At 63.7% G+C, this 19,664-nt stretch carries 19 protein-coding genes; 16 read left to right on the plus strand and 3 right to left on the minus strand.

The genetic code is table 11. From position 1 onward, the window contains the following. The first annotated feature begins 146 nt into the window (after nucleotides 1-146). From NKH80_RS20455 to NKH80_RS20475, 5 genes are all read left to right on the plus strand, one after another. Nucleotides 147-1,652, plus strand: coding sequence for a UxaA family hydrolase (locus NKH80_RS20455; protein ID WP_352737531.1), 1,506 nt, complete (start codon nucleotides 147-149; stop codon nucleotides 1,650-1,652). A gap of 329 nt (nucleotides 1,653-1,981) precedes the next feature. Then, the gene (locus NKH80_RS20460) at nucleotides 1,982-2,977 is read left to right on the plus strand and encodes an ABC transporter substrate-binding protein (RefSeq protein ID WP_352737532.1); all 996 of its coding nucleotides are present in this window, start codon (nucleotides 1,982-1,984) and stop codon (nucleotides 2,975-2,977) included. 104 nt (nucleotides 2,978-3,081) lie between these two features. Next, the gene (locus NKH80_RS20465; RefSeq protein WP_352993151.1) at nucleotides 3,082-4,635 is read left to right on the plus strand and encodes a sugar ABC transporter ATP-binding protein; all 1,554 of its coding nucleotides are present in this window, start codon (nucleotides 3,082-3,084) and stop codon (nucleotides 4,633-4,635) included. After that, nucleotides 4,632-5,597, plus strand: coding sequence for an ABC transporter permease (locus NKH80_RS20470; RefSeq protein ID WP_352649512.1), 966 nt, complete (start codon nucleotides 4,632-4,634; stop codon nucleotides 5,595-5,597). Before NKH80_RS20465 ends, NKH80_RS20470 begins: the two co-directional genes overlap by 4 nt. Nucleotides 5,598-5,667: 70 nt before the next feature. After that, a complete protein-coding gene (locus NKH80_RS20475; protein WP_352737534.1) occupies nucleotides 5,668-6,684 on the plus strand; it encodes a zinc-binding alcohol dehydrogenase family protein in 1,017 nt (338 codons plus the stop codon). Between the two features lie 18 nt (nucleotides 6,685-6,702). Here NKH80_RS20475 and phnF read toward each other — a convergent pair whose 3' ends face one another. Then, complete coding sequence (gene phnF / locus NKH80_RS20480; protein WP_352737535.1) at nucleotides 6,703-7,446, minus strand: phosphonate metabolism transcriptional regulator PhnF; 744 nt, start codon at nucleotides 7,444-7,446, stop codon at nucleotides 6,703-6,705. A 134-nt stretch (nucleotides 7,447-7,580) separates the two neighbouring features. Here phnF and phnG point away from each other — a divergent pair, with 134 nt between their 5' ends. From phnG to phnE (NKH80_RS20535), 11 genes are all read left to right on the plus strand, one after another. Continuing rightward, entirely contained in the window at nucleotides 7,581-8,042 is a 462-nt protein-coding gene (gene phnG / locus NKH80_RS20485; RefSeq protein WP_352993153.1) for a phosphonate C-P lyase system protein PhnG, read from the plus strand. Beyond that, on the plus strand, nucleotides 8,042-8,653 hold the full coding sequence (gene phnH / locus NKH80_RS20490; RefSeq protein WP_352993155.1) for a phosphonate C-P lyase system protein PhnH: 612 nt from the start codon (nucleotides 8,042-8,044) through the stop codon (nucleotides 8,651-8,653). Before phnG ends, phnH begins: the two co-directional genes overlap by 1 nt. A gap of 1 nt (nucleotide 8,654) precedes the next feature. Beyond that, nucleotides 8,655-9,767, plus strand: a complete 1,113-nt coding sequence (locus NKH80_RS20495) for a carbon-phosphorus lyase complex subunit (protein WP_352993157.1) — start codon at nucleotides 8,655-8,657, stop codon at nucleotides 9,765-9,767. Further along, nucleotides 9,764-10,675 carry an alpha-D-ribose 1-methylphosphonate 5-phosphate C-P-lyase PhnJ gene (locus tag NKH80_RS20500; protein WP_352993159.1) on the plus strand — a complete coding sequence of 304 codons (912 nt, stop codon included), beginning with the start codon at nucleotides 9,764-9,766 and terminating at the stop codon, nucleotides 10,673-10,675. The genes NKH80_RS20495 and NKH80_RS20500 overlap by 4 nt, the downstream gene beginning before the upstream one ends. Continuing rightward, the gene (gene phnK / locus NKH80_RS20505) at nucleotides 10,672-11,448 is read left to right on the plus strand and encodes a phosphonate C-P lyase system protein PhnK (RefSeq protein ID WP_065009749.1); all 777 of its coding nucleotides are present in this window, start codon (nucleotides 10,672-10,674) and stop codon (nucleotides 11,446-11,448) included. The genes NKH80_RS20500 and phnK overlap by 4 nt, the downstream gene beginning before the upstream one ends. Before the next feature lie 2 nt (nucleotides 11,449-11,450). Then, nucleotides 11,451-12,158: a phosphonate C-P lyase system protein PhnL gene (phnL, locus tag NKH80_RS20510; protein ID WP_352993161.1), complete on the plus strand. Its 708-nt coding sequence runs from the start codon at nucleotides 11,451-11,453 to the stop codon at nucleotides 12,156-12,158. Then, nucleotides 12,155-12,772, plus strand: coding sequence for a DapH/DapD/GlmU-related protein (locus NKH80_RS20515; protein ID WP_352993163.1), 618 nt, complete (start codon nucleotides 12,155-12,157; stop codon nucleotides 12,770-12,772). Before phnL ends, NKH80_RS20515 begins: the two co-directional genes overlap by 4 nt. 220 nt (nucleotides 12,773-12,992) lie before the next feature. Further along, entirely contained in the window at nucleotides 12,993-13,841 is an 849-nt protein-coding gene (gene phnC / locus NKH80_RS20520) for a phosphonate ABC transporter ATP-binding protein (RefSeq protein WP_352993165.1), read from the plus strand. A gap of 88 nt (nucleotides 13,842-13,929) precedes the next feature. Next, the gene (gene phnD, locus NKH80_RS20525; protein ID WP_352878005.1) at nucleotides 13,930-14,838 is read left to right on the plus strand and encodes a phosphonate ABC transporter substrate-binding protein; all 909 of its coding nucleotides are present in this window, start codon (nucleotides 13,930-13,932) and stop codon (nucleotides 14,836-14,838) included. 53 nt (nucleotides 14,839-14,891) lie between these two features. Further along, nucleotides 14,892-15,848 carry a phosphonate ABC transporter, permease protein PhnE gene (gene phnE, locus NKH80_RS20530; protein ID WP_352993167.1) on the plus strand — a complete coding sequence of 319 codons (957 nt, stop codon included), beginning with the start codon at nucleotides 14,892-14,894 and terminating at the stop codon, nucleotides 15,846-15,848. Nucleotides 15,849-15,915: 67 nt separating this feature from the next. Then, nucleotides 15,916-17,283 carry a phosphonate ABC transporter, permease protein PhnE gene (gene phnE / locus NKH80_RS20535; RefSeq protein ID WP_352993169.1) on the plus strand — a complete coding sequence of 456 codons (1,368 nt, stop codon included), beginning with the start codon at nucleotides 15,916-15,918 and terminating at the stop codon, nucleotides 17,281-17,283. Between the two features lie 24 nt (nucleotides 17,284-17,307). Here phnE (NKH80_RS20535) and NKH80_RS20540 read toward each other — a convergent pair whose 3' ends face one another. Further along, the gene (locus NKH80_RS20540) at nucleotides 17,308-18,159 is read right to left on the minus strand and encodes a sugar phosphate isomerase/epimerase family protein (protein WP_352993171.1); all 852 of its coding nucleotides are present in this window, start codon (nucleotides 18,157-18,159) and stop codon (nucleotides 17,308-17,310) included. A 178-nt stretch (nucleotides 18,160-18,337) separates the two neighbouring features. Then, the gene (locus tag NKH80_RS20545) at nucleotides 18,338-19,543 is read right to left on the minus strand and encodes a Gfo/Idh/MocA family protein (protein ID WP_352476346.1); all 1,206 of its coding nucleotides are present in this window, start codon (nucleotides 19,541-19,543) and stop codon (nucleotides 18,338-18,340) included. Between the last annotated feature and the right edge of the window lie 121 nt (nucleotides 19,544-19,664).

The following is a 19,664-nucleotide window of genomic DNA, read 5'->3' on the forward strand; positions in this document are numbered from 1 at the left end:
GCCTACTTCTCGCATCCAAAAGACGCGTCGCGCTCTGGCGAAAAAACAATTGACGCAAAAATGTTTTTTCACGATAAAAGACATTATATGTTAAGAGCCGCGTGTCAATCCGCTCGCGCACCCAGGAACACACCCAGGAAGCTCCCGTGAACGCCGCAAACAGCATTCTTCTGTCTCCCGCCGACAATGTCGCGGTCGCCAATGGCCGCATCGAGATCGGCACCGTGCTGCCGGGCGGCGCCGTCGCCGCCGCGCTGATCGAGCCGGGCCACAAAGTGGCGATCAAGCCGATTGCGGCTGGCGAAGCCGTGGTCAAATACGCCCAGGCGATCGGCCGCGCCACGCAGGACATCGCGCCCGGCGAGCATGTCCATTCGCACAATCTGGTCTTCGAAAGCGGGCGTTTGCCGGTGGTGCCGCCGAGCGAGGCAGTGCATGCGACCGAGGCCGACCGCGCCCGCACCTTCATGGGCTACCGCCGCGCCGACGGCCGCGCCGGCACGCGCAACTTCGTCGGCATTCTGGCCAGCGTCAATTGCTCGGCAACCGTCTGCCACGCCATCGCTGACGCGGCGAACCGCACGCTTCTGCCGCAATATCCCGGCATCGACGGCTTCGTCCCGATCGTCCACGGCCAGGGCTGCGGCATGAGCGCCACCGGCGACGGCATGATGGTGCTGCATCGCACGCTGGCCGGCTATGCCCGTCATCCGAATTTCGGCGGCGTGCTGATGGTCGGGCTCGGCTGCGAGGTCAACCAGCTCACCCTCTATGGCCAGAAGGGCGTTGCCGCGGGAAAACGTCATTTCAACATCCAGGAAGCCGGCGGCTCGCGCAAATCGGTCGAGAAGGCGCTGGTCGTGCTGGCCGAGATCGCCGAAGAGGTCGGCAAGCTTCAGCGCGAGCCGATCCCGGTCAGCGAGATCGTCGTCGGCCTGCAATGCGGCGGCTCCGACGGTATGTCCGGCATCACCGCCAATCCGGCGCTGGGTGCCGCCGTCGACATCCTGGCCGGCGTCGGCGGCATCGGCATCCTCTCCGAAACGACGGAGATCTACGGCGCCGAGCACCTGCTCGCCTATCGCGCCGCAACCCCTGAGATCGCCGCCAAGCTCGACGGTTATGTGAAATGGTGGGAAGACCACGTCGCCAAGCATGGCGCATCCATCGACAACAATCCCTCACCGGGCAACAAGCGCGGCGGCCTGACCACCATCCTGGAAAAGTCGCTCGGCGCGGTCGCCAAGGGCGGCCAGACGCCGCTCAACGGCGTCTTCGGCTATGCCGAGAAGGTCACCGGGCACGGGCTGGTGTTCATGGACACGCCCGGCTACGACCCGGTCTCGGCCACCGGCCAGGTGGCGGGCGGCGCCAACGTCATCGTCTTCACTACCGGCCGCGGCTCCTGCTTCGGCTGCCGGCCGACGCCGTCGATCAAGGTCGCCAGCAACTCGACCATGTATCACACGATGGAAGAGGACATGGACGTGAATTGCGGCGTCATCGCCTCGGGCGAAAAGACCATCGCCGGCATGGGCCGCGAGATCTTCGAACTGATCGTCGAGACGGCTTCGGGCCGCAAGACCAAGAGCGAAGAGTTCGGCTACGGTGACAACGAGTTCGTGCCTTGGCATCTCGGAGCGACGCTCTAAGCCGGACATGCACAATAGTCGCGAACACCGGACGTGATCGCCAGGCGTCACAGTTCCAACGCTCCCGAAAAAGAATGAACATTCCATATTGACTGGATGATGGAATTAATATTCCATGCGACATATTGGAGGAGATTGGCAGCGGAGTTCCGAGGGAGCAAGCTTTCCCGCCCAGCCATTCGAGCGGCCATCAAACATCGCTTGCGCCGACCGAGGTGATGCATTATCAAAATGCGGTAAATGTTTTTTATTGATAAAGTTCCGTTTGGGCCGCGCCATCCGAATGGAGCTTCCGTAACATTCACCGGGCGACTTAGGGAGGACTCCTAATGAAATTCGTGACCAGCATTCTCAATCGCCGCGCCGTCGTGGCACTTGCAGCCGCCTCGATGCTTGCCGGCGTGATGCATTCGGCGCCGGCATCCGCGGCCGACGTGACCATCCCGATCATCGTCAAGGACACCACGTCCTTCTACTGGCAGATCGTTCTGGCCGGCGCCCGCAAGGCCGGCAAGGATCTCGGCGTCAACGTGCCGGAGCTCGGCGCCCAGGCCGAGACCGACGTCAACGGCCAGATCTCGATCCTCGAAAATGCCGTCGCCGGTAACCCGGCCGCCGTCGTCATCGCGCCGACCGAAGCCAAGGCGCTCGGCAAGCCGATCGACGAGGCCGCCACCAAGGTCAAGATCATCGGTATCGACTCCGGCGCCGACTCCAAGGCCTTCACCTCGTTCCTGACCACCGACAACATCCAGGGCGGCCGCGTTGCCGCTGACGGCCTTGCCGCAGCCATCGGCGAAGCCAATGGCGGCAAGGTCGAGGGCGACGTCGCCCTGATCACCGCGCTTCCGGGCGCCGGCTCGCTCGAACAGCGCGCCCAGGGTTTTAAGGAACAGCTCGCTGCCAAATATCCGGGCCTCAAGCTGGTCGCCGACAAATACGCCGACGGCCAGGCCACCACCGGCCTCAACATCGCCACCGACCTGATCACCGCCAACCCCAACCTCAAGGGCATCTTCGCCTCCAACCTGATCATGGCGCAGGGCGTCGGTCAGGCGATCGCCGAGAACAGTCTTGCCGGCAAGGTCGGGCTGGTCGGTTTCGACAGCGACGAGAAGCTGATCAAGTTCCTCAACGACGGCGTCATTTCGGCTCTCGTCGTTCAGGATCCGTACCGGATGGGCTATGACGGCATCAAAACGGCGCTCGCCGCCTCGAAGGGCGAGAAGGTCGAGGCCAATGTCGATACCGGCGCCAATTTGGTCACCAAGGCCAACATGAAGGATCCGAAGATCGACGCGCTGCTCAACCCGAAGCTCGACTGAGCATAGCCGCAAGTGAACTGTTTCCGGGGCCTTTTCGCCCCGGAAACATCCCACTCGTGCCAATCGCGAGGCCAATCTTTGGGGGCCAATCTGGGAGGATTGTCATGATGTCGACGGCGCAGGAACTCCATCCGGCCCCAACGCTGGAACCGGGCAGGACCATCCTCGAACTCCGCGGGCTGGAAAAGCGCTATCCCGGCACCCATGCGCTGAAGCCGGTCGATCTCGCCTTCAAGGCCGGCGAGATCCACGCCATCGTCGGCGAGAACGGCGCCGGCAAATCCACCCTGATCAAGCTTCTGACCGGCGTCATGCCGCGCACCTCCGGCGACGTCATCTGGGAGGGCAAGCCTGCCGCATTGGCAACGCCGCATGAGGCGATGGCGCTCGGCATCAATGCCGTGCATCAGGAAGTCGTCCTGTGCCGCCATCTCACCGTCGCCGCCAACATGTTCCTCGGCGAGGAGGATTCCCGCTTCGGCATCCTCCAGCAGCGGGCGATGGTCAGGCAGGCGCAGAAGATCATCGACGATCTCGGCTTCGACCTGCCGGCGCATGTCATGCTGGGTGACCTGACCATCGGCCAGCAGCAGCTGATCGCCGCCGCCCGCGCCACGGTGCGCGGCACCAAATTCCTGATCTTCGACGAACCGACCGCCTACCTCACCCGCAAGGAGGCCGACCAGCTGTTCACGCTGATCCGTCGGCTGAAGGGCGAAGGCGTCACCATCATCTACATCAGCCATCGCATGGAAGAAGTGTTCGAGCTCGCCGACCGCGTCTCGGTGCTGCGCGACGGCACGCTGGTTGGCACCAGGAACATTGCCGAGACCAATGACGCCCAGCTGGTCAAGATGATGATCAACCGCTCGATCGAGCAGGTCTACCACAAGGAGCATTTCACGTTCGGCGCGACCATCGTCGAAGCCAGGAACCTGTCGGGCAAGGGCTTCGAAAATGTCTCGATGTCCGTCCGCGCCGGCGAGATCGTCGGTCTCTATGGCCTGATCGGCGCCGGGCGCAGCGAGTTCGTCACCACGCTCTATGGCCGCCACCGCAAATCGGCCGGGCAGATCCTCTGGGAGGGCAAGGAGGTCAAGGTCAATTCCGAACATGACGCGATCAGGCTCGGCATGGCGCTGGCCCCCGAAAGCCGCCGCGACCAGGGCCTCTGCCTCAACCTGCCGGTCGGGCTCAACCTCAATCTGCCGATCTACAAGCGCATCTCGAGCAATCTGCTGATCTCGCGCGCGCAGGAAAAGGCGCAAGCCGATCGCCAGATCGCTGACCTGCGCATCAAGACGCCGACACGCAGCGCCCTGGCCTCCAGCCTGTCCGGCGGCAACCAGCAGAAGATCGTCATCGGCAAATGGCTCGCCCACGGCGCCAAGCTGTTCATCTTCGACGAGCCTACCGTTGGCGTCGATGTCGGCACCAAGGCCGAGATCTACCGCCTGTTCGGCGCGCTGCTATCCAAAGGAGCCGGCATCATCCTGATCTCGTCCTACCTGCCCGAGGTCTATGAACTCGCCGACACGCTGCATGTGTTCCGGCGCGGCAAACTGGTGGCTACGCACGGGTTTCGGACCGCTGATCACGAGGAGATCCTCACCCAGGCGCTGGCCGAGAAACAAGAAAGACCGGGAGGGAAGATATGAGCACCGAGGCGATCGCTGCCGAAAGGCCGAAACGCAACTACAACGCCCTGTTCGGGCTGACACTGCTGGCGCTGCTGGTTCTTTTGTGGGTCATCCTGTCGGTGGCGACGCCGAGCTTCGCCTCGGCCAACAACATCTCGAACCTGTTACGGCAAGGGTCGATGATCGCCATCCTGGCGGTCGGCCAGACCTTCGTCATCATCACGGGCGGCATCGACCTTTCCGTCGGCGCCGTGGTCGGCTTCGCCACAGTCATCGTCGCGATGCTGATCAACGCCGGCACACCGGTGTTCCTGGCCATCCTGATTACCTTGCTGGTCGGCGTCGCCATCGGCATGTTCCACGGCTTCGGCATCGTCAAGATGGGCCTCCCACCCTTCATCATCACCCTGGCGACGCTGACCTCGCTGCGCGGCATCGGTCTGTTGATGACCAACGGCAACTCGATCTCGATCAACAACGATGCCTTCCAGACGTTCTCGCGCAGTTCCTTCGTCGGCGTCCCCAATCTGTTCTGGATGGTGATCCTGGTCGGCATCCCGGCCTACATCTTCCTGCACCACAGCCGCTGGGGCCGCTATCTGTTCTCGGTCGGCTCCAACGCCGAGGCGTCGCGCCTGTCAGGCGTCAACGTCCAGCGCACCATCTACATGGCCTACACGCTGTCGGGGCTGTGTGCGGCATTCGTCGGCGTGCTTCTCGCCTCGCGCATCGGCATCGGCAATCCGACACAGGCCGAGGGCTGGGAATTGCAGGCGATCGCCTCCTCGGTGATCGGCGGCACCTCGCTGTTCGGCGCTGTCGGCTCAGTGCACGGGCCGCTGCTCGGCGCCTTCATCCTTGCCACCATCAACAACGGCGCCAATCTGCTCAACGTCAACGCCTTCTGGCAGCGCATCATCACCGGTGTGCTGATCATCGTCATCGTCTATTTCGACGGGCTGCGCCGCCGCGGCAAATAGACCGCCTCCCCACAACCGCCGGCCTCGCGACAGCAGAGCCGGCGGTGCCATGAACCGACTGGATTGAAGCATGAAAGCCGTCGTCTGCCGCTCGCCCGGCGAACTTGTCCTCGAAGATCGCCCGGCGCCTGGCGCGCCGCCCGCCGGCTGGGCGCTGGTCGCCGTCAGCCATGTCGGCATCTGCGGCACCGACTATCACATCTTCGAAGGCAAGCACCCGTTCCTCGCCTATCCCCGCACTATGGGCCACGAAGTTTCCGGCACCGTGATCGAGGTTGGTGAGGGCGTCGATCTGGCAATCGGCGAACCGGTGGTCGTCAATCCCTATCTCGCCTGCGGCAAATGCATCGCCTGCCGGCACGGCAAGCCGAATTGCTGCGTCAAGATCGAGGTGCTCGGCGTCCACCGCGACGGCGCCATGTGCGAGCAAATCCTGGTGCCGGCGCAAAATCTTTATCCGGCAAACGGCCTGTCGCTGGCCGATGCTGCTGCCGTGGAATTCCTGGCGATCGGCGCCCATGCCGTGCGGCGCTCGCTGGCTGATCCAGGTGCGCGCACGCTGGTCATTGGCGCTGGCCCGATCGGGCTCGGCACGGCGCTGTTCGCCCGCATCGCCGGGCTCGACGTGACGCTGCTCGACATGAGTGCGGGGAGGCTGAGTTTCGCCGAAAGCGAACTCGGCTTCGCGACCCTCGACGGCTCGCAGGGCGCTGCTGCGGACCTGGTGCGGCAAGCAACCGACGGCGACGGTTTTGACATGGTTTTCGATGCCACCGGCAACACCCAGTCGGTGCAGTCGGCCTTCGCCCATGTCGCGCATGGCGGGGCGCTGGTGCTGGTCAGCGTCGTCAAGGACGACATCGCCTTTTCCGATCCCGAATTCCACAAGCGCGAGATGATGCTGATCGGCAGCCGCAACGCGCTGCGTGCCGATTTCGACCATGTCGCTGCCTCGATCCGCAACGGCGCGGTGCCGTTGGCTAAGCTCGTCACGCACCGCACGACGCTTGGCGAAACGCCGCATGACCTCGCCCGCTGGGCGCATGAGAAGTCCGGCCTGATCAAGGCTGTCATTCAGGTCGGATGATGCCGGGGCTGGCGCATCTCAGAGCGCCGACAGTTTGAGCTCGATCCGCTCGGCCGGGAAGCGCGACTCCGAAAACTGGATCGGCTGACCGTCGGGCGTGACGTTGACGGCGACCGTCACCAGCACGATGGCGCCGGGCTGCAGGTCGAGGTCCGCAAGGTCGGCGGCATCGGCATGGCGCGCCGACAGCACCGTCGATTGCCGGAGATAGTCGCTGACGCCGAAGCGTGCCAGCGATGCGGTGATCGAACCCGTTTCCGCCATGGCAGCATCGATCCCGGCAAAGCGCCTGGCATCGAACCAGCCGGCAGCGCGGGACACCGGCATTCCATCGGCTTCGCCGCGCGTTTCCAGGCGTATCACGTCGACCCCCTTTGCAAGGCCTAAGCTCTCTGCGACACGACGGTTGGCAGGCTCGACCGATGACGCAAGCAAGGTGATATGCCGCTCGGACGCCTGTCCTTGCAATCCCTCCGAAAAGCGGGTGCGGGCGCCGATCGGATATGACAGCCGCCTGCGCGACAGCACGAAGGTGCCCCGCCCCTGCTCTGCCCTGAGCACACCCTCCTGCACCAGCGCTGCAATGGCGCTGCGGACGGTGTGGCGGTTGACGCCATAGCGCTCGGCAAGTGCCACCTCCGGCGGCAACGCCGCATTTTCGGGAAAATCGCCGACGGCAATCGAATGCAGGATCCGATCGGCGATCTGCCGCCACAGCGCGACACCGCTGCGCCGCTCGATGCTGTTGGCTTGTCCGATCATTTTCTGCCCCAACCTTTGCGCCCCCTCTTCTCGCCCTTGTCATGCACCCGTCATAGACACGCATTAGATAATAGATATAATTTGTATAATTGTCTATATCAATAGACAAATTTCAATGCAAGGGAGTGTTAACCATGCGAGGACAGGAAGCGCGCGATCAGGCTGGGCGCAAGGCCGTTATGGCAACGCTGGCGCAATCGACCAGCGACGATATCGTCCGTCTGTGGAACGAAGCCGGCCTGCCTTCTGAGGCGGAACTCCTGCGCGGCCCCGAAACCGGCCTGGTCACCGTGCGTGGCCGCATCGGTGGCGGCGGCGCGCCGTTCAACGTTGGCGAGGCGACGGTCACCCGCGCCACCGCCAGGCTCGCCTCCGGACAGGTCGGCCACTGCTATGCGCTCGGCCGCGACAAGCAGAAGGCAAGGCTGGCGGCAATCGCCGACGCGCTGTGGCAGGACCCGGCTCACCGCAACGAGGTCGAGACCAGGCTCGTCGCGCCCTTGCAGGCGGCACTGGCCGAGGCCCGTGACCAGCGCCGCGCCGAGACGGCGGCGACCAAGGTCGATTTCTTCACCATGGTACGCGGAGAAGACTGATGGACATCGTAACCCAAGCGATCGAAGGCGGCTTTGCCGATCCGGTGTTCGACGCCCAGACGGTCTTCCGGGCAGTGATGGACGCGATGGCGCGGCCGGGCACACTGCAGCCCCTGCCGGTCTTTACCCATCCACCGACGCCGCTGTCAGCCACCGCGGGCGCCATTGCGCTGGCGCTGTGCGATAACGACACGCCGCTCTGGCTCGACCCCGCCTTGCAGGCTTCGGCGACGGTGAAATCCTGGCTTGGCTTCCATACCGGCGCGCCGCTCGCCAACACCCCGGCCGACGCGCATTTCGCGCTGATCGCCACGCCGGCCGAGATGATGGCGCTCGACGGGTTTTCGCAAGGCACCCAGGATTATCCCGATCGCTCCACGACGCTGATCCTCGAGGTCAGCGATCTTGTCTCCGGCGCTCCGCTGCTGCTCGAAGGCCCGGGCATCGAGAAGACGGCGACGATCGCGCCGGCGCAAATGCCGCGCCATTTCGTCGAGCAATGGAAGCAGAACAACCAGCGCCTTCCGCGTGGCGTCGACATCATCCTCGCCACGTCCGAAGCAATTGCCTGCCTGCCGCGCACGACGCGCATCAAGACGATGGGGGCATAGGATGTATGTCGCGGTAAAGGGTGGCGAAGCGGCCATTCGCAACGCCCACAAACTGCTCGCCGACCGCCGGCGCGGCGATCGTTCGGTGCCCGCACTTCGCCTCGACCAGATCGTCGAGCAACTGGCGCTCGGCGTCGACCGGGTGATGAGTGAAGGTTCGCTCTACGACAGGGAATTGGCGGCACTCGCCATCGTCCAGGCGCGCGGCGACATGATCGAGGCGATCTTCCTCATTCGCGCCTATCGCACCACGCTGCCGCGTTTCGGCTACACCAAGGCGGTCGACACCGGCACGATGCTGGTCGAGCGGCGGGTGTCGGCGACCTACAAGGACCTGCCCGGCGGCCAGTTGCTCGGCCCGACTTTCGACTACACCCACCGGCTGCTCGATCCCGAGCTTGCCGCAGGCGGCGAAGTCGCCGAGCCGGAGCAGCGTGCAGGCGAGCCGGAAGCCATGCCGCGCGTGTCGGCCATCCTCGCCCACGAGGGTCTGATAGAGCCCGACGGCGACATGCCGGGGGACCATGTCCCAGGCGACATCACCCGCGAGCCGCTGGAATTCCCGATGGCGCGTGACATCCGCCTGCAGGCGCTGTCGCGCGGCGACGAGGGGTTTCTGCTGGCGCTCGGCTATTCCACCCAGCGCGGCTACGCGCGCAACCATCCCTTCGTCGGCGAGGTTCGCATCGGCGAGGTCGAACTGGAATTGGACGTGCCGGAACTGCCCTTTGCCGTGCCGCTCGGCAGCATCCGCGTCACCGAATGCCAGATGGTCAATCAGTTCAAGGGCTCGGCCAAGGCGCCGCCGCAATTCACCCGCGGCTACGGCCTTGTCTTCGGCCAGAGCGAGCGCAAGGCGATGGCCATGGCGCTATGCGACCGCGCGCTGCGAGCCTCGGAGTTGGGTGAGGATGTCGTCGCCGCCGCCCAGGACGAGGAGTTCGTCATCTCGCATTCCGACAATGTCCAGGCGACCGGCTTCGTCGAGCATCTGAAGCTGCCGCATTATGTCGATTTCCAGGCCGAGCTCGACCTCGTGCGCCGCATGCGCGCCGAGCACGACGCCCGCGAAAACGCCGGCAAGGCCGAAGAGAAGAGAGAGGCCGCGGAATGACCGCACAACCAACCGACATCGCCACCTACAACTTCGCCTATCTCGACGAGCAGACCAAGCGGATGATCCGCCGGGCGATCCTCAAGGGTATCGCCATCCCTGGCTACCAGGTGCCGTTTGCCTCGCGCGAAATGCCGATGCCCTATGGCTGGGGCACCGGCGGCGTCCAGGTCACCGCTTCGATCATCGGCCCGGATGATGTGCTCAAGGTCATCGACCAGGGCGCCGACGACACCACCAATGCCGTCTCGATCCGCGCCTTCTTCAAGAAGGTCGCCAATGTCGCTGTCACCACTGAGACGGCGAAGGCGACCATCATCCAGACTCGCCACCGCATCCCCGAGCATCCGCTGAGCGCGGGTCAGGTGCTGGTCTATCAGGTGCCGATCCCCGAACCGCTGCGCTTCCTCGAGCCACGCGAGACCGAGACGCGCAAAATGCATGCGCTGGAGGAATATGGCCTGATGCATGTAAAACTCTACGAGGACATCGCCAAACATGGCCGCATCGCCACCACCTATGCCTATCCGGTCAAGGTCGAGGGCCGCTATGTGATGGACCCGTCGCCGACGCCGAAATTCGACAACCCGAAAATGCACCGTTCGCCGGCTTTGCAATTGTTCGGCGCTGGCCGCGAAAAGCGCATTTATGCACTGCCGCCCTTCACCGACGTGGTCAGCCTCGACTTCGAGGACCATCCGTTCGAGGTGCAGACCTTCGACCAGCCCTGCGCACTGTGCGCGGCCGAGAACGTCTATCTCGACGAAGTTATCCTCGACGACCATGGCGGCCACATGTTCGTTTGTTCCGACACCGACCATTGCGAGAAGCGGCGCGAGCAAGGCCATCGCGGCCACCTTGCGCCTGAAACCCCTCTTGCCCTGGAAAAAACGGAGCCGGCGCAATGACCGACGAACCGCTGCTGCGCGTCTCTGCGCTGTCCAAATTCTACGGCTCGCGCGTCGGCTGCGAGAACGTCACCTTCGATCTGTGGCCGGGCGAAGTGCTGGCTGTCGTCGGCGAATCCGGTTCCGGCAAGACGACTTTGCTCAACTGCCTGTCGACAAGGCTACTGCCCAGCTCCGGCACCGCCAGCTACCGCATGCGCGATGGCCAATTCCGCGAGCTCTACCGCATGAGCGAGGCCGAGCGCCGCTTTTTGATGCGCACCGACTGGGGCTTTGTCCACCAGAACCCCGCCGATGGTCTGCGCATGACGGTGTCGGCCGGCGCCAATGTCGGCGAGCGGCTGATGGCGGTCGGCGACCGCCACTACGGAAAAATCCGAGCCACGGCGGTCGACTGGCTGTCGCGCGTCGAGATCGACGAAGACCGCATAGACGACGAGCCGCGCGCCTTTTCCGGCGGCATGCGCCAGCGCCTGCAGATCGCCCGCAACCTCGTTACCGGCCCACGGCTGGTGTTCATGGACGAGCCGACCGGTGGTCTCGACGTGTCGGTGCAGGCACGTCTGCTCGATCTGCTGCGCGGGCTGGTCACCGACCTCGGCCTGGCGGCCATCGTCGTCACCCACGATCTCGCGGTGGCGCGGCTGTTGTCGCAGCGCATGATGGTGATGAAGGACGGCCGCGTCGTCGAAAGCGGCCTCACCGACCGCGTCCTCGACGATCCGCGCGCGCCCTACACCCAGCTTCTCGTTTCTTCCATTCTGCAGGTGTGACTATGGCAACCCCCCTCGTCGTCTCCGATGTCGCCAAGAGCTTCACCATGCATCTGCGCGACGGCATCAAATTGCCGGTGGTCGCCGGTGTCTCGTTCGCGATCAGGGCCGGCGAATGCTCCGTGCTCGGCGGCCCGTCCGGCGCCGGCAAGAGCTCGATCTTGAAGATGCTCTACGGCAATTATGCCGCCGACGAAGGCCAGATCATCGTCCAGCACGAGGGCGGGCTCATCGATCTCGCCTCGGCCAGCCCGCGCACCGTGCTTGCCGTGCGCCGGCTTACCATCGGCTATGTCAGCCAGTTCCTGCGCACCGTACCGCGTGTCTCGGCGCTCGATGTCGTCGCCGAGCCGCTGGTCGAGCGCGGCGAGGAGCGTGAGGTCGCGCGCGGCAAGGCACGTGCCTTGCTGGCGCAGCTGAACCTGCCGGAAAAACTCTGGGCGCTGCCGCCGGCGACGTTCTCCGGCGGAGAACAGCAGCGCGTCAACATCGCGCGCGGCTTCATCACCGAGCATCCGATCCTGCTGCTAGACGAGCCGACCGCCTCGCTCGACGAAAGGAACCGCGACGTGGTGATTTCCCTGATCGCCGCCAAGAAGGCCTCGGGCGTCGCCTTGCTCGGCATCTTCCACGACCACGACGTGCGCGAGGCGGTGGCCGACCGTATCATCGACGTGACCGCCTTCGCCGCCGGAAAAATCGCCGCATGACGAGGAAACTGTCGGAGGCACCGCTGATCCACGAGACGGCGCAAGTTGAGAACTCGACGCTTGGCCGCTGGACCGAGATCGCCGAGCGCTGCCGGGTTTCCGAAAGCACGCTCGGCGACTATTCCTACATGATGCAGGACTGCGGCGTCTGGTGCGCGACGATCGGCAAATTCGCCAACATCGCCGCCAATGTGCGCATCAACGCCACCAACCATCCGACCTGGCGGCCGACGCTGCACCATTTCACCTATCGCGCGTCCGACTATTGGGACGACGCCGAGCACGAGAGCGAATTCTTCGCCCAGCGCCGCGCCAAACGCGTCACCATCGGCCACGACACCTGGCTCGGCCATGGCTCGACCATCCTGCCCGGTGTTACTGTTGGCGATGGAGCGGCAGTCGGCGCCGGCGCAGTGGTGTCGAAGGACGTCGCGCCCTACACCATCGTCGGCGGCGTGCCGGCCAAACCGATCCGCGAGCGCTTCGACCGCCGCACCGCGGAGCGCTACCAGGCGCTCGCCTGGTGGGATTGGGACCACGCCCGGCTGCGCGCCGCGCTCGACGATTTTCGGGAACTGTCGGCGGAGGCTTTCCTGGAGAAGTATGGCGGCTAAGGGTCGTGAAATGGTGAAGGGGGGCAGCGGACAGGTTTCGAGGCTCAGGAAAGCCTTTCTTGTCACCATTCACCATTCGAGCCTCTCGTGCTGGATTGGCCGCGCCGCTCCAGGCTGTGGGCAGTAACAAAACTGACATCGTTCCGACACCGCAGGTTCATGCGGCTGCGCTAGCGAGGGTTAACAGACCTTCAATTGCGATTGGACTGGAGCCTGCACCATGTCAGCTACGCTCGAAATCCGCGGCGTCACCCGCCGGTTCGGCAAGAACACCGCCGTCAGCAATGTCGACATCGCGATCCCGCACGGTCAGATGGTCGGCATCATCGGCCGTTCCGGCGCCGGCAAATCGACGCTTCTGCGCATGATCAACCGCCTCGTCGATCCCAGCCAGGGATCCATCCTGTTCGACGGCGTCGAAGTCTCCGGGTTGCGCGGCTCGCCGCTCCGGCGATGGCAGCGCGACTGCGCCATGATCTTCCAGCAGTTCAATCTGGTGCCGCGCCTGGACGTGCTGACCAATGTGCTGCTCGGCCGGCTCAACCACCGCTCGACGCTGTCCAACCTCTTCGGCATGTTCTCGCGCAGTGAATGCGCCGAGGCTGTTGCGGCCCTTGAGCGTCTCGACATCGCCCGCACCGTACTGCAGCCCGCCGGCACGCTTTCCGGCGGCCAGCAGCAGCGCGTTGCTATTGCGCGTGCCATGATGCAGCAGCCGAAGGTGCTGTTGGCGGACGAGCCGATCGCCTCGCTCGATCCGCTCAACGCCAAGGTGGTGATGGATTCGCTGCAGGACATCAATTTGCGCGAAGGCATCACCGTCATCACAAATCTGCATACGCTTGATACGGCCCGCAACTATTGCAACCGTATCATCGGCATGGCTGCCGGCAAGGTTGTCTTCGACGGCCCGCCCGAAGACCTCAACCGCGAGGCCGTGCGCATGGTCTACGGCGCCGACAGCAATGGCGGCGAAATCTCCGAGGCCATCACTTCGACCAGTGTCGCCGTCAAACAGAAAATCGCTGCATCCGCCGGACCGCTCGAGCCCGTGTTCCCTGGCTACTGAGAACGGCCTGATCGCCCGCCCGCGTCAAAGGCACTCGTCAAAAGTTCGAACGCTCCGGCGCGAAGCCGGAACCAACAGGAGAGAGATAATGTTCAGGAAGATGGTTTTTGGCGCGGTTTCATTGCTCGCCATCGCAACAAGTGCCGCTCACGCCCAGGATATCAAGGAATTCCGCATCGGCATCCTTGGTGGTGAAAATGAAGCGGACCGGCTGCGCAACTTTCAGTGCCTCGCCGATCACCTGAAGTCCGAATTCGGCTTCGAGAAGGTCTCGCTGTTCCCGGCCGCCGACTATGACGGCGTAATCCAGGGCCTGCTCGGCGGCACCCTCGATTTCGCCGAGCTTGGCGCGTCAGGCTATGCCAGCGTCTACCTCAAGGATCCGAACGCCGTGACCCCGATCCTCACCACCCAGCAGACCGACGGCGCGACCGGCTATTATTCGATCGGCCTGGCGCTGAAGTCGTCCGGCATCACCGACATCGAGTCGGCAAAGGGGAAGAAGCTCGGCTATGCCGACCCGGATTCGACCTCCGGCTATCTGATCCCGCTGACCCAGATTCCGAAGGACACCGGCGCCTCGAACGAAACCTTCTTCGCCTCGACCCAGTTCAATGGCGGCCACGAGAACAACCTCCTCGCCGTTCGCGACGGCAAGGTCGATGTTGCGGTTGACGACTCCTCGGGCATTGGCGACTTCAAGAACGGCTACACGTCCGGCACCTTCCACAAGGAAGTCGCCAAGGGCGCCGTCGACCCCAACGATTTCGTCGAAGTCTGGCGCTCCGGCCTGATCCCGAACGGCCCGCTGGTCGTGCGCACCGCGCTCGGTGGCGATATGAGCGCCAAGCTCGCCAACTTCTTCACCAGCCTGCCGGCCAAGGACAAGCCCTGCTTCGAGGCCATCGAAGGCGGCGATTTCACTGGCTACGTTCCTGTGAAGCCGGACTTCTACAGCGTCATCGTCGAAGCCCGCAAAGCCGCGATCGGCGGCTGAATGCAGTTGCAAAGGGCGGCCTTACCAGCGCCGCCCTTTTTGCATGCCCGATCATGACCATCTCAGCCACGATCCGTTCAGACGCGACCCGGCGGACAGTCGACTGCTGGCGACGGCAGACGTCCTTGCGCCGGTTCTACACGGCGCTCGGCATCGGTTTGCTGCTTATCGCCATGTGCACAGCCATGTGGTTCGCCGACGAGGCCAATGCCGGACATTTCTTCGATCGGCTGCCGCATATACTGGATTTCCTTAGCTGGCTTGTTCCCAAAGACTGGAACGACGTCTGGCGGGCGCTGTTCGACATCGCATCTCCGCACGACAAGGGCAGCCAGGAGTTCAACTTCCCGCTTGGCCGCGTCTATCTCTGGGGCGGTTTTTACCTACCCGAATATTTCGAGCTGATGCTCACCACGCTCAACGTGGCGCTGGTTTCCACTTTCATCGGCTTCGTCTTTGCGGTGCCGTTCTCGTTCATCGCCGCGCGCAATTTGACACCCAGTCCGGTGCTCAGGCTCGTCGGCAAACGCTTCATGGAACTGCTTCGCGCCTTCCCCGAGATCGTCATTGCCGGCCTGTTCGCAGCCATCCTCTCGACTGGCCCGGTCGCGGCCATCATCGCCATCGGCCTGCATTCGATCGGCGCCCTCGGCAAGCTCTTCTACGAGATCAACGAAAACATCGACATGCGCGCCGACGAAGGCCTGCGCGCGGTCGGCGCCAACTGGTTCGAGCGCGTGCGCTTCGCCGGCCTGCCGCAGGTGCTGCCCAATTTCATGTCCTATGCGCTGCTGAGGATCGAGATCAATGTCCGTATCTCGACCATCATCGGCGCGGTCGGTGGAGGCGGCATCGGCGAGGAGCTGAAGCTCTCCATCTCACGCGGCTTTGGCGCCAAGACGCTGGCACTGGTGCTGCTGTTGTTTACCACCATCTTCCTCGTCGACCAGTTCTCCGCCTGGCTTCGTCGCAAGCTCGTTGGCGAGCAGGCCTTCATGATGGGCGCCTGACCATGATGCCAAAAAGTGGATTCCGGTTTTTGGAAAAGATCTTGGCAAATCAACAAGAAGACTGCCCATGACCGCGATGACCGCCGATGAGATGCAGGCGATAGAGGAGCGCTCTCCCCAAGTGTTCCGACGGCCCTTGTACAAACGCTTCGGCCCGCTGGTGCTGTTCGCCGGCATCCTGCTCTACCTCGTCTATGCCTTGTGGTTCTTCAGCCTGCCGCAAGTGCTGAGGCAATCGCACTGGGAGCGCCTGCCGCTCTTCCTGACGCAATGGATCAGCTACGATCTGCAGCCGGAATTCCGTCTCGATCAGCCTCAGATCACCCCCAAATACCCGCGTTTTTCTGCACTTGGCGAAGACCCGCATCCGGACTGGGTCATCGCCAATGCCAACGGCTCCTACACCGTTCTGATCGAAGGCCGAGCCAAATCCGTCACCTTCGACAAGGCCGAGGCAACGCTTGTCGCCAATGGCCAGGCGGTGCCGGTGTCGTTGACCAGCGGCAAGCCGGTGATAACCGGCCCGGTGCCGGACTGGATCACCGCGCATGACGATGAAATCGTCGCCCGGATGGGCTTTGCCGGCGAGGTTCGCATAACCGTCGATCGCGTCAAGGTCCGCAAGCGCTTCCTCGGCTGGGCGAATTTCGTCTTCGACACACGCTCGCCCTTCTTCGGCAAGTCGCCCGGCGAGGTGGTCTCGTTGCTGATGTCCGGACCCCAGCTCAAGCCTGGCACATCGAACATTGCGCTGGCCGCGGACAATATCTGGAACAACGCCCAATGGCAGCATGGCGACGTCTGGACGAAGCTGTTCCAGACCATCGTCATGGCGTTTCTCGGCACCTTGCTCGGCGGCATCGTCGCCTTCCCGCTCGCCTTTTTCGCCGCCCGCAACATCACCCCGAGCGGCCTCCTCAGCCAGGTGCTCAAGCGGTTCTTCGATTTCATGCGTTCGGTCGACATGCTGATCTGGGCGCTGTTCTTCACCCGCGCCTTCGGCCCGGGCCCGCTGGCCGGCAGCGCCGCGATTTTCTTCACCGAGATCGGCACGCTCGGCAAAGTCTATTCGGAAGGCCTCGAGAACATCGACGACAAGCCCCGCGAGGGCATCCAGTCGACCGGCGCCAACGGCTTGCTGGTGCAGCGCTATGGCGTGCTGCCGGAAGTGATCCCGGTCTTCATCAGCCAGACGCTCTACCAGTGGGAATCCAACACCAGGGGCGCGACGATCATCGGCGCCGTCGGTGCCGGTGGCATCGGCCTGAAGCTTTGGGAAGCGATGCGCACCAACTCCAACTGGGCCAATGTCTTCTACATGGTGCTCTTGGTCCTGCTCGTCGTTTTCATCTTCGACAACATTTCCAATTTCCTGCGCCGCCGGCTGAGCAGGACGATCCACGACTACAACAGGATACAGGCCGAGCAGGGGTGACGGGTGCATCGGGCTGGCCGATCGTTATGCAACTTTCCTCCACCCGTCCTTAATATGCCTGTAGCCGTCGCGGTAGACAGCTTCCGGGCCTTCGGAAAAGTCGCGCCACACCTTGGTGGCCGCGGCCAAGTCCTTCAGCGAACGCCCGAACGCCTCGATCGTCAGCCAATCGTCGTAGCCGCTCTTGCGGATGGCGGAGAAAGTCTCCTTCCAGGGAATATGGCCACGGCCCGGCACCCCGCGATCGTTCTCCGAAATGTGGATATGGACGATGTTGTTGCGGTTGCGCGTATAGGCGCCAATCGGGTCGGCTTCTTCGATGTTGGCATGGAAGGTGTCGTACATCGCCTTGATGTGCGGCCGGTCGATCGCGTCGATATGCTCCGATAAATCGTCCATCGTGTTGAGCAGGTAGCATTCGAAGCGGTTGAGCGCCTCCAACCCGATGGTGACGCTCTTGTTGCCGGCATAGTCGCCAATGGCGCGTTGCGAAGCGATCGAACGTTTTCTCTCGGCCGCTGTCGGCCCGCTGCCGGAGAAGGCCCCGAGTGTCGAATGGAGCGGGCCGCTCAACGTGTTCGCGCCAAGCGCCTGAGCGCAGTCGATCGCCGATTTCATGTAGTCGATACCGGCTTTGCGCGTCGAGGCATCCGGCGAGATCAGGTTCATCGCCGGATCGCCCATCGCCGAGACGGCGGTGCGTTGCAGCCCGATACGGTCGAGCAGTTCGCCGAGTTTCCTGTAGTTGTCCGGCGTGCCGGAGAAGACCGGTATTTCGACGCCGTCGAAGCCGGTCGCCTTGATGTCCCTCAGCAACGGCTCGTGTTTTTTCGAGACACTGGTCGTCCACAACAACATGCACATGCCGATTTTCATCGACGCCCCCTCCCTTCATTCGCCCGATCGCCGGAGGGGTGGTGAGATTCAGGTCAGGCCGATCCGAAAGTGGTGGGTTCCAAGAGCCGGAGCGGAACGTACTTTGGTACATGAGCACCGGAAGCGCAGGAAACTGGCATTTGCCAGACCGGTCTCACCTGACTATCACCACCACCCTTCAGAGCTTCGTCCATGCCCCATTCTTCTTCGACGACTTCACGCAGGCCTCGATGAAGGCCATGCCCTCGACGCCGTCCTGCACTGTCGGGAAGACGACATCCTTAGCCGGCTTCCCGCCCTTCCGGCGCGCTGCACGAATCGCCCGCGCGGCTTCCTGATAGATGTTGGCGAAACCTTCGAGATAGCCTTCCGGATGCCCTGGCGGAACGCGGCTGACGCGCCCGGCGACGGGGAGCGCGCCGGCGCCATTACGGGTAATCAACTGCTTCGGCTGGCCGAACGGCGTGTACCAGAGATAGTTCGGGTCGGCCTGCACCCATTCGAGGCCGCCCTTCGAGCCGTAGATGCGCAATTTCAACCCGTTCTCGTGGCCGGGCGCCACCTGGCTTGCCCAGATCATTCCCTTGGCCGGGTGCGACCCGCCGACCGGCTTGAAGCGCAGCAGCACATTGATGTTGTCGTCGAGCAGCCTCCCCGGCACGAAGGCATCGAGATCGGCCGACAACGAATCGAGCTCCAGCCCGGAGACGAAACGGGCAAGGTTGTAGGCATGCGTGCCGATATCGCCCAGTGCACCGCCGGCACCCGCCTGCTTCGGGTCAGAGCGCCACGCAGCCTGCTTCTGGCCGGTGGCGGCCAGGTCTTCGGTCAGCCAGTCCTGCGGATATTCCGACTGCACGATGCGGATATCGCCGAGCTGTCCCTTGGCCACCATCTCGCGTGCCTGCCGCACCATCGGATAGGCGGTGTAGTTATGCGTCAGCACGAACACCTTGCCAGTCTTTTCGACCAGCGCCGCCAGCCTCTTTGCCTCGGCTAGCGTCGTCGCTAGTGGCTTGTCGCAGATGACGTGGATGCCGGCCTCGAGAAAAGCTTTGGCGGCCGGCACGTGCACATTGTTCGGCGTGACGATGGCCACCACCTCGATGCCATCCGGCCGCTTGGCCTCCGCCTTGGCCATCTCGGCATAGGAGCCGTAGCTGCGTGCCGGATCGAGCCCAAGCTCGGCCGCCGAGGCCTTGGCGCGCTCCGGATTCGACGAGAGGGCGCCAGCAACCAGCACGAACTCGTTATCCATGCGTGCCGCGATGCGGTGCACCGCGCCGATAAAGGCGCCTTGTCCGCCGCCAACCATGCCGTAGCGGATCGGACCGCCTCCCGTTTCCGTCTTCGATGCGCCAACCACGATTTTCTCCCTCGTCATTGAAATACCCCTCCCCTTGAGGGGAAGGTGGCCCGCAGGGCCGGGTGGGGTCGGTTCATGCCGAGCCCTACGCCCAGCGACCCCACCCCGATCCGCTGCGCGGATCGACCCTCCCCTCGAG

Origin of the sequence: Mesorhizobium sp. M0904 (genome assembly GCF_040319475.1) — a bacterium.
Taxonomy (GTDB): domain Bacteria; phylum Pseudomonadota; class Alphaproteobacteria; order Rhizobiales; family Rhizobiaceae; genus Mesorhizobium.